The sequence below is a fragment of the Pacificimonas aurantium genome (assembly GCF_020092905.1).
Taxonomy (GTDB): domain Bacteria; phylum Pseudomonadota; class Alphaproteobacteria; order Sphingomonadales; family Sphingomonadaceae; genus Pacificimonas; species Pacificimonas aurantium.
This window is the reverse complement of the sequence record NZ_JAGSGB010000002.1, coordinates 1,196,273-1,212,721: the sequence shown is the minus strand read 5'-3', so window position 1 is coordinate 1,212,721 and position 16,449 is coordinate 1,196,273. Positions and strand designations below refer to the sequence as shown.

The following is a 16,449-nucleotide window of genomic DNA, read 5'->3' as shown; positions in this document are numbered from 1 at the left end:
CGGCTTGCAGGCGAGGAAGAGATGCTGAGGTTCGGGCAGCGGCTGGGTGAACGCCTGGCTCCGGGCGATATCGTCACATTGTCCGGTGACCTTGGCGCGGGAAAGACCACGCTTGCGCGCGGAATTCTTCGCGGGGCGGGTCATGCGGGTGAAGTGCCCAGTCCCACCTTCACGCTCGTGCAGGCTTATGAGGGGGCGGAGCTTCGTCTGCCCGTCTGGCATGCTGACCTCTACAGGCTGGAGACCCCGCGCGAGGCCGAAGCCCTCGCACTCGACGAGATCCTTTATGACGGTGCGCTCCTGGTTGAGTGGCCTGATCGCGGCGGCGCGTGGGTTCCCGGACCTGCGCTCGGCTTGCGGATCGATGGGAACGGCGAGGGACCGCGAACATTGACAGCGGACGTTCCGCCGCCTTGGAAGACGCGATGGCAAGAGATTTAGCCATGCCGCCCGGTGCGGCAGACTTTCTGGCTTCATGTGGGTGGGATGGCTGCGATGCGCGCGAATTCAGCGCGGATGCGGCATTCCGGCGTTACTTCCGGTTGGCGAAGGGCGGGGAAACCCGCGTCCTCATGTTCGCACCGGATCCTAGCGAACGAAGCGAATGGTTCGTTGAGCTGGCGCGCTATATTCGCGGACATGATCTCAGCGCCCCGGAGATTTTCGCGGAGGATCTGCCAAGGGGCTTCATCCTGCTCGAGGATCTGGGCGAAGAGCAGTTCTTCGCCGTCTTGGGCACGGCGCCCGGTGCTTATGACGAGCCTCTCATGTACCAGGCCGCGACCGACGTTCTGGGATCGCTGCATCGCCAGCCCATGCCCCGGCGGCTTGGCCCGGTCTCCATCGAACATTACGGTCAGGATCGTCTGATTTCCGAGGCCAGTCTGTTCCTGGACTGGCACTGGCCGGAACTGCAGGGCGTGTCTGATACGCCGCCTTACGACAGCTTCCGGCAGGCGTGGGAGGCGGTGCTTCCCGCCGCGGCCTATGATGCCGAACGGCTCGTCCAGCTGGACTATCATTCGCCGAACCTCATGTGGCTGCCGCAGCGCGACGGGCTGCAGCGTGTCGGCATTCTCGATTTTCAGGACGCCATGTGCGGCCCATCGAGCTATGATCTCGTGTCGCTGCTTCAGGATGCGCGGCGCGACGTTGCCGCAGGCATCGAGCCTGAGATGTTCGAGCGCTATCTGGCGGCGCGTCCCGACCTCGACCCCGAACGGTTCGCCGCCAGCTACGCGGTCATGGGTGCCCAGCGCGCCAGCCGGATTCTCGGCGTGTTCGTCCGCCTGTGGCGGCGGGACGAAAAGCCTCGATATCTCAGGCATATGCCCCGCCTGTGGCGGCATCTCGAAACGAATCTCTCCCACCCGGCCCTTGCGCCGCTAAGGGACTGGTTCGACCATCACGTGCCGCCGGACCGGCGAAGAGATTTTACGGAAGAGCTTGCATGACGGCAGCGCAGGAAACCCTGACCCTGAGACCGAGAATCGATGCGCAGGTCCCCGGGGCCGCCATGATCCTATCGGCCGGGCTCGGCCGCCGCATGCGCCCGCTCACGGCTACGCGGCCCAAACCCCTCATCCAGGTGCGGGGCCGTCCGCTCATCGACTACACCCTCGACTCGCTGGCCCGCTCCGGCGTGCAGCGCGCGGTGATCAACACCCACTATCTGGCTGACCAGGTCGAGGCGCATGTCGGACGGCGAAGAGCCGACATCGAGATTCGCCTGTCCGACGAACGCGCAGAACTTCTGGAAACGGGCGGCGGCACCAAGAAGGCGCTGGACCTGCTGGATGCCGATCCCTTCCTCGTAACCAACAGCGACAACATCCTTGTCGACGGTCCGACCGACAGCATCTCGCTTCTCGCGCAGCGCTGGAACCCCGAAGAGATGGACGCGCTCCTTCTCCTCGTCCCCTTGATGCGCGCGCATGGCTATGCAGGCCGCGGCGACTTTCGTCTCGACCGGGCCGGACGCATCACCAGGCGCAGCGGTCAGCGGATCGCGCCGTTCGTTTATTCCGGCACGCAGATCGTGAAACGAAGCGTTTTCGAGAACACGCCCGACGGCAAGTTCAGTTTCAACCTTATCTTCGACAGGCTGCTCGAGAAGGGCCGTCTGTTCGGCCTCGCACATCAGGGCGACTGGTATCATGTGGGTACGCCTGAGGCGGTACAGGCGACGGAACGACTTCTCAGCGATGAATGAAGCGTCCGGCGGTCCGGGCGCGGCGGGCGGACGCCCGCGCATCTTTACGGTCCCGCCGCATGGCGCCTTTGCGGACCGGCTTGTGGCCGGTCTGATGTCGGGTAGGGCGCTGCCCTTGCCGGGCGAGCTCGGATTGGCCCGCACGACGATCCTGCTGCCCAATCGCCGCGCCGTGCGCGCGGTTCGCGATGCGTTTGTCCGGCACAGTCGCGGCGCGTTGCTGCTCCCGCGGCTGGCAGTGCTGGGCGACCTAGACGGTGAGCTGATGCCGGGACTTCCGGCCGATGCCGCCGAGCTGGAAACGCCGCCGGCGATTTCCGACCTCGAACGGACCATGAGGCTCATGCCGCTTGTCGAGCGGTGGCAGCAGCGCACCGGACAGGCGCGCGCGAAGGTCGAGACCTGGCGCTATGCCCAAGCGCTGGGACGCGCGCTCGATCTCATCCAGCTATACGGCGCGCAGCCTGAGGATCTGTCCGGCGCCGTCGATGCCGACATGGCCGCGCATTGGCAGGCGACGGCCCGCTTTCTCGATATTGCCGTTGCAAGCTGGCCCGATCTGCTCCGCGCGGCCGGACTCAGCGACCGGGTCGAACATAGACAGGCGCTTCTCGGGCGTACGATCGAGGCATGGCGCGCATCCCCGCCGCAGACGCCGATTGTCGCTGCCGGGATCGCAAATGCGGACCCTGTGGCGGCGCGCCTTCTGGGAACGATAGCCCGTCTGCCCGCAGGAGCGGTAGTGCTGCCGGGTCTCGACCTCGATATGGCGCGGGAGGACTGGCGCGCGCTGGCGCCGCATGATTCGCATCCTCAGGTCCCGCTCAAGCTGCTTCTCGATGAGATGGACGCAGCGCGGGGGGAGGTCGATATCTGGCCTTCCGAGTCCGATCTCGATGGTCCGGCGGAACGATCGGACCTCATTGGGGCGGCGTTGTGCCGTCCCGATCGCACGGTAAGCTGGGGTGCGTCGCAGCTGCGCTCACCTGGCGGACTGACACGTGTCGAGTGCCGCACCCCGGCAGAAGAGGCAGCGGCAATCGCGCTTGCGATGCGGCGGGCTCTGGACACTCCCGGTAAGACGGCCGCGCTCGTTACGCCCGACCGGGCGCTTGCTCGCCGCGTTGCCGTGCAGATGCAGCGGTGGGGCGTGGAGGTCGATGATTCGGCCGGCGTGCCATTGTCGCTGACGCCGCCGGGCGCCTTCCTTCGGCTTGCACTGGAGGCTGCCCAGAGCGGCTTCGCGCCCGTGCCTCTCATGGCTCTCCTCAAACATCCCCTGGCGGGTCCGGGCGGCGAAGAACGGACCGAATGGCTGCGCAAGGTACGGCGCCTGGATCAATTCCTGCGCGGCGTGCGTCCTGCGCGCGGCCTGCAAGGCGTGCGCAACCGTATCACCACGTCCTTGGAGCGGACATATCCGTGCTATGAAGAGCTGGTCGGCTGGTGGAAGGGACTGGAGGGAATATTCCGCCCCGTCGCGGCGCTGTTTCAGCGTCGGCGAACGGGTGACGTGGCAGAGGCCGCCGGGGTTCTTTCCGCTTTGGTGCAGGCGTTGTCCGACGAGCGGTTCTGGCAGGGGCAGGCGGGACGCGCGGTCAGCGACCTTCTCGAAGAGCTCGAACGGCTGGGAACCGAGCAGTTGAGCGGGCGCGTCGGCGCGAGCGACCTACCCACTCTTGTCGACGCGATCGCTGCCGGGATCGCGGTTCGTCCCCTTTACGGACGCCACCCGCGCCTCGCCATTTACGGTTTGCTTGAGGCGCGCCTCCAGCGCGCCGACCTAATGATCCTTGGCGGGCTGAACGAGGGCGTCTGGCCGCCGGCCGATGCATTCGACCCGTGGTTGCCGCCAAAGGTTCGGACGGCGCTGGGCCTGCCGCCGACCGACCGGGCGCTTGCACTTTCTGCGCATGATTTCCAGCAGGCTCTTGGCGCGGCCGAAGTCCTGGTAACGCGCGCGGCGCGGGACGAGACCGCCCCTACCGTAGCCTCCCGCTTCTGGCTTCGTCTCGATGCCCTGCTGGGGAATGACTGGCCTGTGGACGAGGAGATCGCAGCCCTCGCCGCGAGCTTCGATGGCAGTGCAGAGCGCTGCGCCGCCGCGCGGCCCGCGCCGTCACCCCCCATGCAGGCCCGGCCGCGGCAGATCAGTGTCACGCAGGTCGAGACGCTCCGCGCCGACCCCTACCAGTTCTATGCGCGCGAACTGCTCGGCCTGAGGAAACTGGACGCGCTGGGGGAGGAAGCTGGGCCGGCCGAGCGGGGCACGATTGTTCATGATCTTCTGGAGCAGCTGTGTAGCGACGGCGGCCTTCACGATCCGCAGAGACGCAGCGAAGCGATCGCGACCGCGCTTAAGGGTTATTCGGACCATCCGCTCCTGCTCGCGCTGTGGGCGCCGCGGGTGGAGCGTATGCTCGGCTGGGCGGCGGACAGGATGCAGGAGCATGAAGACCGTGGCTGGCGCATCGCGGCGGTCGAACGCGCCGGTGAGATGGAGATCGGCGGTGTAACGCTGAAGGGAAAGGCCGATGTCATCTTCGACACCGGCGGGAGCTACGCGGTTGCCGACTACAAGACCGGACAGCCGCCCGCGCCCGGCCGGATCAGGGAGGGATATGCGGACCAGCTGGCGCTTCTTGCATGGATGGCTGAGGTCGGCGCCTTCCACGATCTCGATGCCAGGGAAGTTAGCGAAATCGCATATTGGAAACTGTCGGGCGGAGAGACCGAGGGGCAGATCATGTCCAGCGCCAATCCGCGAATTGCCGCCGACAATGTCTGGCGCGATCTTCCCGCCTATTTCGAGGAAGCGCGTGCGCGGTTCCGGCAGACCATGGCCCGCTGGCTGACCGGAGACGAGCCCTTCACGGCGCGTCTGCGTCCGGAATTCGCGCCATATAAGGACTATGAACAGCTTGCCCGCGTGCAGGAGTGGGAGGGCAACTCGCGTGGCTGAGCGGGGGCGCCTCATCGAACTTACCGAGGAGCAGAAACGCGCGGCAGAGCCCACCGTACATGCTTGGGTGTCGGCGTCCGCGGGTACAGGCAAGACGCAGGTTCTTTCGGCGCGAGTCCTGCGCCTGCTCCTGAACGGCGCTCGGCCGGAGGGCATTCTCGCCCTGACCTTCACGAAGGCCGCCGCAGCGGAGATGAAGAGCCGCATCTTCCGTGACCTGGGCCGATGGGTCACAGCCTCCGATGAGGAAATCGCTGCGGATTTGAATGCGATCGGCGAGCTTCCCGACGCCGAACTCTTGCGCCGCGCGCGGACCCTGTTCGCGGCAGCGCTGGAAGCGCGCGGTGGTCTGAAGGTGCAGACGCTGCACGCATTCGCCTCCTCTCTCCTTGCCGCCTTTCCCATCGAAGCCGAAATGACGCCGGGATACCAGACGCTCGACGACCGCTCCGGCGCGCAGCTGAAGGCTGAGGTGCTCGAGCGGGCGATCAGCGATGCCGCAAGCGGAGAGGATCGCGACTTTCTCGCCGATCTCGGCCGTCTCGCCGTTCGCCATGGTGATGCCCGTGCCGCCGATCTTCTCGGCTCGCTCCTCAGGGAACGGCGCCGGCTCGCGAGCTTTGGCAGCGATGCCGACATCGAAACCGAATTGCGCAGGATTCTGGGCATCCGCGCGGGCGACGTAAATGAAATCCTTCGGGCGGACATGCAGGCCAGCGGACTTGACGAAGCGCTTCGCGGCTATGCGGAAGCTCTGGAACGCTGGGACACGAAGTCAGGCAGGGCCCGGCTGCAACCGATTACGGCGTTTTTCGCGGCCGAAGGGCAAGAAGAGGCGCGCCGCCTGCGCGACCTGTTTCCGGCCTGCTTTACGGGGAAGTCTAAACGCTTCGCCTCGAACGCCAAGCTGGAACCGGAGCAGAGCCGTGCGGCTGACTGCCTGGAACAGCTTCGCGATACGGTCTGGCGGCTTGAAATCGCCGAGCTGGCGTCGCTGCATCTGCGCGTCGGTCGGCGCATGGCGGCGCTTTACGAACAGGCGAAGGCCCGTCGCGGGGCGGCCGATTTCGATGACCTGATTGCCGAGGCGGCAAGGCTTCTGACGCAAGTGCCCGGAGCGTGGGTGCTCTACAAGTTGGATCAGCGCCTCGATCATGTGCTGGTCGACGAGGGGCAGGACACGAACGCGGCGCAGTGGCGTATCGTCGAAGCGCTAACCGAGGAATTTTTCGCCGGACGGGGAGCCCGGGCGGAAGACATGGAGGAGGCAGAACTGCGTCACCGCACACAGTTCGCGGTGGGCGACTACAAACAGGCGATCTTCGGGTTTCAGGGAACCGATCCGGAAGAATTCCGCGCCGCCAGAGACCGTGCGCGCGAGCGCGCCGAGGCTGCCGAACAACATTTTGAACCCGTGCCGCTCAGCCGGTCGTTTCGCTCGGTGCCGGCGGTTCTCACCGTGGTCGACCGGGTGATCGCGCAAAAGGGGGCTGCCGCGTTCGGGATGGCGGGAACTGCCATTCCACCGCACGACCCGCATCGGAAAGGACAGGCGGGTGCCGTCACGCTGTGGCCGCGGCTGGGGACGGAGGAAAATCCTCTTTCTCAAGACGATGCCGACGGCAAGGAACGCGCGCTGGCCAGTCGGATCGCCGAGGAAGTGGGCGGCTGGCTGGACGAGCGGCGCTTTCTGCCCTCGCGGGGCAGGGCGGTCGAACCGCAGGATATCCTCATCCTCCTTCGCTCGCGCGGCGATCTGGTGCCCGAACTGGTTGCCGCTCTTCATGCGCGCGGCGTTCCGGTTGCAGGCGCGGACCGGCTACGCCTGACGGCACCGCTCGCGGTCAAGGACTGCCTGTCGCTGATCAAGTTCGCAATGCAGCCGGAGGACGACCTTTCCTTGGCGGAGCTGCTGGTGTCTCCCTTCCTCGGCTGGTCCCAGCAGCAGCTCTACGATCTCGCGCAGCCGCGCCCGCGCAATCGCCGTAACCGGCCCACCGAAAGTCTGTGGTTCTCGCTTCGCCATGCGTCCGGTCCGCATGCGGAAGAGGCGCGAGCCTGGCTTGGCGAGGTGCTGAGTATGGCCGACTATCGCCCGCCCTACGACTTCCTCGAAACGATCCTGTCAGGCCCGCTGCAGGGACGTTCGAAGCTGCTGCGGCGACTGGGGGAAGAGGCGCGCGATCCTCTGGAAGAGCTCTTATCGCAGGCGCTGGCTTACGAACGGCTTGCCGCGCCGTCGCTACAGGGCTTCCTCGACTGGCTCGCGGTCGCCGACGATATCGAGGTCAAGCGCGATCCGGACGCTCCGCAGGCGGCGGTTCGCATCATGACGGTTCACGGTGCGAAGGGGCTGCAGGCACCTGTGGTCATAATGGCTGACGCGGCGAAAGCCGCGGCGGGGCAGGGCGGCGGGGGAGTCGATGGCCTGCTGGCGGGGGAAGAGGAACCTCGCCTTCCCCTTTACGGTCTCCGCCGGGCCGAACTGCCGGAAAGGCTTGGCGATCTCCAGGCCGAGCGCGAGCGCAAGGATGCCGAGGAAAGCCTGCGCCTGCTCTATGTCGCCATGACGCGCGCCGAGGATTATCTCTTTGCCGGCGGCCTTGCTGGTAAAGGCAGTGACAGCTGGTGGCATGTGATGCAGGCCGCGCTTCTCGACTTGGAGCATGAAGAGGTGGAGGCGCCCCGGTGGGGCGGTCTTGCCCTGCGTTACCGCGAGGGCGAGATCGCGCTCGGGGGGCGAAAGGATGACACGCGGTCGCCCGGCGTTCCGGAGTTGCCAGACTGGGCGCGCACACCTGCCCCCGAAGAAGCGGCCCCGCCGAGGCCTCTGACCCCTTCGGAAGGGGAGGATGAGGACGGTCTGCCGCCTCCGGGCCCCGCACTTGAACGTGCGGCGGAACGCGGCCGCGTGCTTCACAAGCTGTTCGAGCGGCTTCCCGATTTGCCGCCCCAGTCCAGGCGCCAGGCTGCGGCGGCTTTCCTGGAGCGGCGCGCGGGGCGATCCGAGGTGGACGGTTTGGATCGCGAGGCGCTTCTTGGCGAGTTGTTCGCAGTCCTCGACGACCCTGCGCACTCTGAGCTGTTTTCCGGCGAAGCTCTTAGGGAGGCGCCTCTGACCGCGGTGGTGGAGGACCGGGTCATCGCGGGGACCGTCGACGTCATGCTGGTCGAGCCCCACCGGGTGCGGCTGGTGGACTTCAAGACCGACCGCAATGTTCCAGCCTCGCTTGCTGACGTGCGTGAGCGGCACAAGTCGCAGATGGACGCCTACCAGCGCGCGGCGGAAGCGATTTTTCCGGGGAGGCGGGTGGAGTGCGGACTCCTCTATACGGCGGGGCCGAGACTTCTCTGGTTGAACGAGTAGCCAGCCTTGCGCCTGGCACAGAAAGGCTTGCACTGGCGGGCCTTGTGTCGGTCCCTTGCCACCGCCATGTTTCGACCAAGCCGTTTTTCCCGGAAGGAGAGTATGTCATGGCGACGACCGCGATTACGCCGGAGAATTTCAACGCCGAGGTCAAGGAATCGGACAAGCCCGTCCTCATTGACTTCTGGGCACCCTGGTGCGGGCCGTGCCGCCAGATCGCTCCGGCGCTCGAGGAGTTGTCGGAGGAGATGCAGGATGTCCGCATCGCCAAGCTGAATACGGACGATCATCCCGACCTTGCGGCGGAATTCGGCATTCGCGGAATTCCCACCATGATCCTGTTCAAGAATGGCCAGCCTGCCTCGACGAAGGTGGGCGCGCAGCCGAAAAGCTCAATCAAGGACTGGCTCGAAGGCGAAATCGCCTAGCCGAAGTCTCGGTCCGCCGGGCGGTTCAGTCCACCGGCAGGATCGACTGGCCGATACGGGGAAGGTGCACGTGCACCTTCCCGACCCGCTCGTGGCTGCGCTCGACCGTGATGGAGCGGTCGTCGAGGCCGATAAGCGTGCCTACGACCCGGCCGGGATCGGGTCCCTCCGGGCCTACCGAGACTTTGTCACCGACCTGGAGGCCTGCGCCCGGCAGCACTGCGCAGTCGTGTAGCGGTTCCGACTTCTTGGCGAGGTCCAGTGCCTTGTCGGCGGTCCATTCCGTGGAACTGCCATGCCCGCCGGCGGCGATCCTGCTTGCCCACTGCGCAACGCGGTCACCGTAATCGGCCGGCTTTCCGCCCCGCATCTCCTGGAACCAGACCAGCATATAGAGTGCCAGATCGGCATGACCGGGCGCCTCGCCGCCGATGAAGGTTCGGCCGTCCGAAAGGATTTCCTCCAGCAAGGTCATCGCCGCTGCGAACTGCTGCTGCAGGTGCGGCACCATCGGCAGGAACTGCTCCTTCTTCATTCCGAAACGGCCCTCGCGGTCCTTCCAGAACTCCTCCGGCAGCATATCCTTCGCCGGTCCGAGCGCGGCGCCGACAGCGGGGGTGAAAACCGGCCCTCCGGCCCATAGCGCCAAAGCTCTGCCAGCGAGTCCCAGCGGCTGCGGGTAGAGGCTGGGGCTGGGCGCGTGATCTTCCAGCGCGTCCATGATCGCGGCGGTGTCGCAATAGATGTCGGCGTCAATCTGCAGGACCGGCACGCGGGCGTAGCCACCGGTCAGGATCTCGAGGTCCGGTTTCGGCAGGATGTTCGGCACGACGACCGATTTCCAGGGCAGGCGCTTCAGTCCCAAAGCTAGTCGCACCATCTCTCCGAAGGGAGACTGCGGGTAGTGATGGAGGACGATGTCGCTCATGCTTTGGGCCCCTCGCTGGCTTGCATCAGCTCTTTCCTTCGCGGGGCACCGTCGGCTTGGCAACCGGTGTCGGCCCGGCCTCTCAACTCCGGTAGTCTGCGTTGATCGAGATGTATCCATGGGTGAGATCGCACGTCCAGACCGTCGCGCGGCCGTCGCCCAAGCCCAGGTCGACCTCGATCAGGATATCTGTCTCTTTCAGGTGACGGGCGACGGGCGCTTCGTCATAGCCGTCCACCCGGGCGCCGTCCTTGGCGACCTCGATCCCGCCGAAGCGAATCGACAGGCGGTCGCGATCGGCTGGTTCGCCTGCCTTCCCCACGGCCATGACCACCCGCCCCCAGTTCGCGTCCTCGCCCGCGATGGCAGTTTTGACGAGCGGCGAGTTTGCGACGGAAAGGGCAATGCGGTGGGCGCTCTCGTCGCTCTCGGCGCCCGTGACATGCAGCGTGATGAACTTGCTGGCGCCTTCGCCGTCGCGCACGATCAGCTTGGCGAGGTCGGTGCAAACCTGTTCGATTGCGGCGTAAAGCGCGTCCGCCCCTGGATCGCCCCATCCAATAAGCTTCGGCCCGTCGGCCGCCCCCGTGGCGAACAGCAGGCACGTATCGCTCGTAGAGGTGTCCCCGTCGACGGTAATGCAGTTGAAGCTCTTGGCGTTGGCGGCGCTCAGCATCTCCTGCAAGAAGGCGCGGTCGACATTCGCGTCCGTGAACAGGAAGGCAAGCATGGTCGCCATGTCCGGCGCGATCATGCCGCTGCCCTTGGCGATCCCGGTCACCGAGACAGTTTCATCGCCGACGACTGCCTGCGTAGAGGCCACCTTCGGAAAAGTGTCCGTCGTGCCGATCGTCCGCGCCGCGGCGGTCCAGTCCTGCTCGCGCCCCAGGCGGGAAACGGCTTCGTCCAGGACGGCCACGCCTTTCTCTGCCGGCAGCGGTTCGCCGATGACCCCGGTTGCTGCCACGAACACGCCGCGCGTCGTTCCGGTCGCCGTCGTCACCGCGTCCGACAGCGTCGTCATCGCTGCCGCGCCCTTGCCGCCGGTGAAGGCGTTTGAATTTCCGGCCGACACGACCAAGGCGCCGGCCGACGAGTCCTGTGACAGGAGGTGGCGGCAGCGCTCGACCTCGGGAGACGCACAGGCGGACCGGGTCAGTACGCCGGCAGTCTCGGCTCCCTGGGGAAAGCGGGCCAGGAGAAGGTCGGTCCGCTGCGCGTATTTATACCCGGCCTCGGCTGCGGCCAGTTCAACTCCGGCAATCTCATGCGCCACGTTCACGTCCATCTTCCGATATATTAGCGACAATATGCCCCCTTGTCGGAGCGAGCGGCGACCATGACCTGACCTTCTCGTCCCGACCGAACCTTTTCATGCCGCTTTCGTTACAGCTTCTTAACGGTTCAGACACCCATTCCTGTTATCACCTTCTTCTTCGGGGAGTTGGCAATTTTCGATCACCAGACAGATGACGCCGGGGATACTCCCGACAACGGACCTGCGCGCGTTCCGTATGATCGGGATAGCGTAGCGGAGCTGCGCGCGCGGGTTCGCGAGCTTGAAGCGCGGAATGACCAGCTGCTGCTCACTTTGGAAAAGACCCATCTCGGTCTTTGGCGCTGGTGTCCACAGACAGGTGAGAAATGGGTATCCCCGGCAGCGTTCCGCATGTTGGGCTATAGCGATTCCAGCGAAGCCGACCTGTCCGACCTGAAGGCCTATTTCGTCGATGAGGGCGAGTGGCGCGGTTACCGGCACATGGTCGCCCGGTGCCTGCGCGGTGAAATCGACATGGGGCAGCATGAACATCGCCTGCGTCACCGCGACGGGCAGGTGTTGTGGACCGTGGAGCGTATTGCAGTCCTCGAACGCGGCGCGGACGGTCGCGCCACCATGGTGTGCGGTGCCCGTGCCGATATCTCCGACCGGCTGGAGGAGGAGCGCACCTATCGCTGGCTGGCCATGCACGATCCGCTGACCAGCCTTCCCAACCGCCGCGCCTTTCAGGAGTCGCTTGAGAACCAGTTCGGCCTTGGCGGTCAGAAAGACCGGACCATCGGGCTGGTTTTCGTCGATCTGGATCATCTGAAGGCGATCAACGATGCCGACGGGCATGCGGTTGGGGACAGTGCGCTGCGCACGGTTGCCCGCGCGCTCGAAGCGGCCTGTCATCCACCCATGACTGCGGCACGCATCGGCGGCGACGAATTTGCCGTGCTGCTGCCCGGGGTGACCGCTGACGAACTCGATGAATTCGCAAGCGACCTTGCGAGCGCTGCGAACGAGGTTTCCGTCAGCGTCGGCGGCGCTCTGTTTCCCCGCGATGCAGTTGACCAGCCCTCGCTGGAGAAGGCGGCTGACGCGGCGCTCTACCGGGCGAAGGAGTCGGGCCGAGGCCGGGCCGTCACGACCATCGGCTGAGCGCGCACCGCAGGCGAACAGCCTTCCTCGACGCGGCGCCGGGCCGGTTCATTGACCCGTAGTGCGGCGCTACCTATGTCGCGAAAATGTTATCGCGGCGGGGCATTCGGCCCCCGATATGCCGCGCCTCGACGATAGGGAAGTCTATGTTCGGTCTCAACGCGTTCGCGAAGCGTATCTTCGGGTCATCGAACGACAGGTACGTCGCCTCGCTGGGCGGCACGGTTCGCCGGATCAACGAACTGGAACCGGAGATTGAGGCACTTTCGAACGATCAGTTGACCGCCAAGACGGCCGAGTTCCGTAGCCGCCTCGACCAGGGTGAGAAGCTCGACGACCTTCTGCCCGAAGCCTTCGCAGTCGTTCGCGAAGGGTCGAAGCGCGTTCTCGGCATGCGCCACTTCGATGTCCAGATGGTCGGCGGCATCGTGCTCCATCGCGGCGAAATCGCCGAGATGCGGACAGGTGAGGGTAAGACGCTCGTTGCCACTCTTGCCGTCTATCTGAACGCGCTGGCGGGCAAGGGCGTTCATGTGGTCACGGTGAACGACTATCTGGCGCGCCGCGACGCGGAATGGATGGGCCAGCTCTACCAGTTCCTCGGCATGTCTGTTGGCGCCATCGTTCCCGACCTGCCGGAGGAACAGCGCCGCCGCGCCTATGCCGCCGACATCACCTACGGCACGAACAACGAATTCGGCTTCGACTATCTGCGCGACAATATGAAATATTCGCGCTCGTCGATGGTGCAGCGCCCCTTCCACTTTGCCGTGGTCGACGAGGTGGACTCGGTCCTCATCGACGAGGCGCGCACACCGCTGATCATTTCCGGGCCGACCGAGGATAAGTCCGAACTATATGTCTCCGTCGACAAGCTGGTGAAGCAGCTCGGCGAGGACGATTATGAACTCGACGAGAAGCAGCGCTCTATCGGGCTGACCGAGGACGGGACCGAGCGCGTCGAGCGCCTTCTGGAGGAGGCCGGCCTGCTCGTCGGTTCGAACCTCTACGACATCGAGAATACGCAGGTCGTGCACCACACGAACCAGGCCCTGCGCGCCGTGAAGATGTTCAAGAAGGACAAGGATTACATCGTCAAGGACGGCAAGATCGTCATCATCGACGAGTTCACCGGCCGCATGATGGAGGGGCGTCGCTGGTCCGACGGCCTGCACCAGGCTGTCGAGGCCAAGGAAAGCGTCGACATCAAGCCCGAGAACCAGACTTTGGCGTCGATCACCTTCCAGAATTTCTTCCGTATGTACCCCAAGCTTGCCGGTATGACGGGGACGGCCGCGACCGAGGCTGCGGAATTCTACGATATCTACAAGCTGAACACGGTGGAGATTCCCACCAACCTGCCGATCGCGCGCATCGACGAGGACGATCAGTTCTTCAAAAATGCCGATGACAAGTTCAAGGCGATCGTCGGCGCCATTCGCGATGCCTCGACTGCCGGTCAGCCGGTCCTGGTTGGCACGACTTCGATCGAGAAATCGGAAATGCTGTCTGCCTTTCTGAAGAAGGAAGGCGTCGAGCACAGCGTCCTCAACGCCCGTTTTCACGAGCAGGAAGCGCATATCGTCGCCCAGGCAGGTCGCCTCGGCGCCGTCACCATCGCCACCAACATGGCCGGTCGCGGAACCGACATCCAGCTTGGCGGCAATGTTGATTTCCGTGTCGCCGACGAACTTGCGGGAATGGAGGACGGGCCGGAGAAGCAGCAGGAAATCGCGCGCATCGAGAAGGAGGTCGAGGCCGAACGCCAGGCCGTGATCGACGCGGGAGGCCTGTTCGTACTTGGTACGGAACGCCATGAAAGTCGCCGCATCGACAACCAGCTGCGCGGCCGCTCGGGCCGGCAGGGCGATCCGGGCCTCTCGCGTTTCTTCCTGTCGCTCGACGACGACCTGCTGCGCATCTTCGGGCAGCAGAACCTCCTCAACAAGATGATGCACAGCTCGCTCGAGGAAGGCGAGGCCATCGAGCATCCCTGGATCTCGAAAGCGATCGAGACGGCGCAGAAGAAGGTGGAGGCGCGCAACTACGACCAGCGCAAACACCTGCTCCAGTTCGACGATGTCATGAACGACCAGCGCAAGGTGATTTACGAGCAGCGCGAAGAGGTGATGGACTCCGCGAAGGTCAATGACGTCGTGGAGGAAATGCGCGACGAGACCATTCACGAACTCGTGCTGACTTACGCCCCCGCCGGTGCCTATCCCGAGCAGTGGGACGTCGAGGGCCTGAAGGAAGAGGCTGCCCGCGTGACCGGCCATGAATTCCCGGTCGACGACTGGCTGCAGGAGGAGGCGGTCGATCAGGAGATCTTTACAAGCCGCATGATCGAAGCCGTTGCGGCCGATATCGAGGCGAAGGCTGCGAAGCTGGAAGACGGGCGCTGGTTCGAGCTGGAGAAGAATATCCTCCTCCAGTCGATCGACTTCCGCTGGAAGGAGCACCTGGCGACGCTGGACGCCCTTCGCTCGTCCATCGGCCTGCGCGCCTATGCGAACCAGAAACCGCTCAACGAATATACCAAAGAGGCCTTTGCCCTATTCGAGGCGATGCTCGGCACGATTCGCGAAGACGTGACGCGTACGCTTGCCACCCTGCGGGTTCGGGATCCCGAAGCGGAGGCCGTTCCGGAGCCGTCGGCACCTCCCCCTTCCGACATGACGACCACCCATATCGATCCGTTCACGGGCGAGGACGACAGCCATCCGCGCGCACCGCGCCCTGGCCCACGGCAGCAGTCGCTGCCGCCGCTCCCGGAAGGGGCGGGGCCGGTCTCGCGCAATGCGCCGTGCCCCTGCGGCTCGGGCCGTAAGTACAAGCACTGCCACGGCGCGGTTTCCTGATCGCCGGGCGGCCCCGCTGGCCGCGCGAACGGGGCCTGCTCGCGCCCGAATCCATGTTGACCGCCTGCGGAGGCGTCACTATATGCGCCGCCTAATGCTCGCGGACAGGTGGTAGGCGATCGCCCTAAACGCTGTCCGGTGGCGAGGCGATGGACTGGCAAGAGGCCAGCGAATTCGCAGGGTTACATAGTTTTGGGTCAGGTCCGGGCAGGGGCCGCACGAAAGCGCACCTGCAGGGTCTGACTATTGTCGTTCGCGCCGGATGCCGGGGCGGGCGTGCATTTGAATTGGAAATGAAGAAGGCGATAGCGACCGATGCCGACGATTAACCAGCTGGTGCGCAAGGGGCGTGAGCCGCAGAAGGCCCGCAACAAGGTTCCCGCGCTCGAGGCGAACCCGCAGAAGCGCGGCGTGTGCACGCGCGTCTACACGACGACCCCGAAGAAGCCGAACTCGGCGCTTCGTAAGGTTGCGAAGATTCGTCTGACCAATGGCTTTGAGGTCATCGGCTACATCCCGGGTGAGGGGCATAACCTCCAGGAGCACTCCGTGGTCCTGATCCGCGGCGGCCGCGTGAAGGATCTTCCCGGCGTTCGCTATCACATCCTTCGCGGCGTGCTCGACACCCAGGGCGTCGCCGACCGCAAGCAGAGCCGTTCCAAGTACGGCACCAAGAAGCCCAAATAACATCAGCCAGAGTAAGCGCCGGACAGGTTCCGGGTAAGCTGAAGATCAATAAGGAAGTTTTGTAATGGCTCGTCGTCGCCGTCCGGAAAAGCGCGAAATCCTTCCCGATCCCCGTTTCGGGGACACCGTCCTGACGAAGTTCATGAACCTCGTCATGTATCAGGGCAAGAAGTCCACCGCCGAGCGTATCGTCTACGGCGCCCTCGATACGATCGAAGGCAAGATGAAGACCGATCCGCTGAACGTCTTTCATGAGGCGCTCAACAATGTGAAGCCGGCCGTCGAGGTCCGCAGCCGCCGTGTCGGCGGCGCGACCTACCAGGTCCCGGTCGAGGTTCGCCCCGATCGCGCTCAGGCGCTTGCCATTCGCTGGCTGATCGCTGCGGCGCGTTCGCGCCCCGAGAACACCATGTCTGCGCGCCTGTCCGGCGAGCTGATGGATGCCAGCCAGAACCGCGGCAACGCGGTCAAGAAGCGCGAGGACGCGCACCGTATGGCAGAGGCGAACCGCGCCTTCTCCCACTACCGCTGGTAGCAACGAATATATGCCCGCATCCGTTGGGTGCGGGATCCTAACTTCAA

At 65.0% G+C, this 16,449-nt stretch carries 12 protein-coding genes; 10 read left to right on the top strand and 2 right to left on the bottom strand.

Annotation, left to right across the window (positions count from 1 at the left end; all coding sequences use genetic code 11):
- The first annotated feature begins 21 nt into the window (after window positions 1-21).
- The 6 genes from tsaE (at window position 22) to trxA (ending at window position 8,969) form a co-directional block, all read left to right on the top strand.
- Window positions 22-441: a tRNA (adenosine(37)-N6)-threonylcarbamoyltransferase complex ATPase subunit type 1 TsaE gene (tsaE, locus tag KCN53_RS12600; protein ID WP_088713395.1), complete on the top strand. Its 420-nt coding sequence runs from the start codon at window positions 22-24 to the stop codon at window positions 439-441.
- Window positions 426-1,454 carry an aminoglycoside phosphotransferase family protein gene (locus KCN53_RS12595; protein WP_088712123.1) on the top strand — a complete coding sequence of 343 codons (1,029 nt, stop codon included), beginning with the start codon at window positions 426-428 and terminating at the stop codon, window positions 1,452-1,454. The genes tsaE and KCN53_RS12595 overlap by 16 nt, the downstream gene beginning before the upstream one ends.
- The gene (locus KCN53_RS12590) at window positions 1,451-2,212 is read left to right on the top strand and encodes a nucleotidyltransferase family protein (protein ID WP_088712124.1); all 762 of its coding nucleotides are present in this window, start codon (window positions 1,451-1,453) and stop codon (window positions 2,210-2,212) included. The genes KCN53_RS12595 and KCN53_RS12590 overlap by 4 nt, the downstream gene beginning before the upstream one ends.
- Window positions 2,205-5,174: a double-strand break repair protein AddB gene (addB, locus tag KCN53_RS12585; protein WP_172406208.1), complete on the top strand. Its 2,970-nt coding sequence runs from the start codon at window positions 2,205-2,207 to the stop codon at window positions 5,172-5,174. The genes KCN53_RS12590 and addB overlap by 8 nt, the downstream gene beginning before the upstream one ends.
- Window positions 5,167-8,541, top strand: coding sequence for a double-strand break repair helicase AddA (gene addA, locus KCN53_RS12580; RefSeq protein ID WP_172406209.1), 3,375 nt, complete (start codon window positions 5,167-5,169; stop codon window positions 8,539-8,541). Before addB ends, addA begins: the two co-directional genes overlap by 8 nt.
- Before the next feature lie 107 nt (window positions 8,542-8,648).
- Window positions 8,649-8,969, top strand: a complete 321-nt coding sequence (trxA, locus tag KCN53_RS12575; RefSeq protein WP_088712127.1) for a thioredoxin — start codon at window positions 8,649-8,651, stop codon at window positions 8,967-8,969.
- A 25-nt stretch (window positions 8,970-8,994) separates the two neighbouring features.
- Here trxA and KCN53_RS12570 read toward each other — a convergent pair whose 3' ends face one another.
- Window positions 8,995-9,897: a glutathione S-transferase family protein gene (locus KCN53_RS12570; protein WP_172406210.1), complete on the bottom strand. Its 903-nt coding sequence runs from the start codon at window positions 9,895-9,897 to the stop codon at window positions 8,995-8,997.
- 82 nt (window positions 9,898-9,979) lie between these two features.
- The gene (argJ, locus tag KCN53_RS12565) at window positions 9,980-11,185 is read right to left on the bottom strand and encodes a bifunctional glutamate N-acetyltransferase/amino-acid acetyltransferase ArgJ (RefSeq protein WP_088712129.1); all 1,206 of its coding nucleotides are present in this window, start codon (window positions 11,183-11,185) and stop codon (window positions 9,980-9,982) included.
- Between the two features lie 156 nt (window positions 11,186-11,341).
- Here argJ and KCN53_RS12560 point away from each other — a divergent pair, with 156 nt between their 5' ends.
- From KCN53_RS12560 to rpsG, 4 genes are all read left to right on the top strand, one after another.
- The gene (locus KCN53_RS12560) at window positions 11,342-12,319 is read left to right on the top strand and encodes a GGDEF domain-containing protein (protein WP_317988424.1); all 978 of its coding nucleotides are present in this window, start codon (window positions 11,342-11,344) and stop codon (window positions 12,317-12,319) included.
- A gap of 146 nt (window positions 12,320-12,465) precedes the next feature.
- Window positions 12,466-15,180 carry a preprotein translocase subunit SecA gene (gene secA, locus KCN53_RS12555; RefSeq protein WP_088712132.1) on the top strand — a complete coding sequence of 905 codons (2,715 nt, stop codon included), beginning with the start codon at window positions 12,466-12,468 and terminating at the stop codon, window positions 15,178-15,180.
- Window positions 15,181-15,495: 315 nt separating this feature from the next.
- Window positions 15,496-15,867 (top strand): 30S ribosomal protein S12, encoded by a 372-nt coding sequence (rpsL, locus tag KCN53_RS12550; protein ID WP_088712133.1) that lies wholly within the window; start codon window positions 15,496-15,498, stop codon window positions 15,865-15,867.
- 64 nt (window positions 15,868-15,931) lie between these two features.
- Window positions 15,932-16,402, top strand: coding sequence for a 30S ribosomal protein S7 (gene rpsG, locus KCN53_RS12545; RefSeq protein WP_088712134.1), 471 nt, complete (start codon window positions 15,932-15,934; stop codon window positions 16,400-16,402).
- The last annotated feature ends 47 nt before the right edge of the window (window positions 16,403-16,449 follow it).

Coding starts and splice junctions, on each gene's coding strand:
- KCN53_RS12595 (WP_088712123.1), top strand. CDS start 426: ATGGCAAGAGATTTAGCCATGCCGCCCGGTGCGGCAGACTTTCTGGCT.
- KCN53_RS12590 (WP_088712124.1), top strand. CDS start 1,451: ATGACGGCAGCGCAGGAAACCCTGACCCTGAGACCGAGAATCGATGCG.
- argJ (WP_088712129.1), bottom strand. CDS start 11,185: ATGGACGTGAACGTGGCGCATGAGATTGCCGGAGTTGAACTGGCCGCA.
- tsaE (WP_088713395.1), top strand. CDS start 22: ATGCTGAGGTTCGGGCAGCGGCTGGGTGAACGCCTGGCTCCGGGCGAT.
- addB (WP_172406208.1), top strand. CDS start 2,205: ATGAATGAAGCGTCCGGCGGTCCGGGCGCGGCGGGCGGACGCCCGCGC.
- secA (WP_088712132.1), top strand. CDS start 12,466: ATGTTCGGTCTCAACGCGTTCGCGAAGCGTATCTTCGGGTCATCGAAC.
- rpsG (WP_088712134.1), top strand. CDS start 15,932: ATGGCTCGTCGTCGCCGTCCGGAAAAGCGCGAAATCCTTCCCGATCCC.
- KCN53_RS12570 (WP_172406210.1), bottom strand. CDS start 9,897: ATGAGCGACATCGTCCTCCATCACTACCCGCAGTCTCCCTTCGGAGAG.
- trxA (WP_088712127.1), top strand. CDS start 8,649: ATGGCGACGACCGCGATTACGCCGGAGAATTTCAACGCCGAGGTCAAG.
- rpsL (WP_088712133.1), top strand. CDS start 15,496: ATGCCGACGATTAACCAGCTGGTGCGCAAGGGGCGTGAGCCGCAGAAG.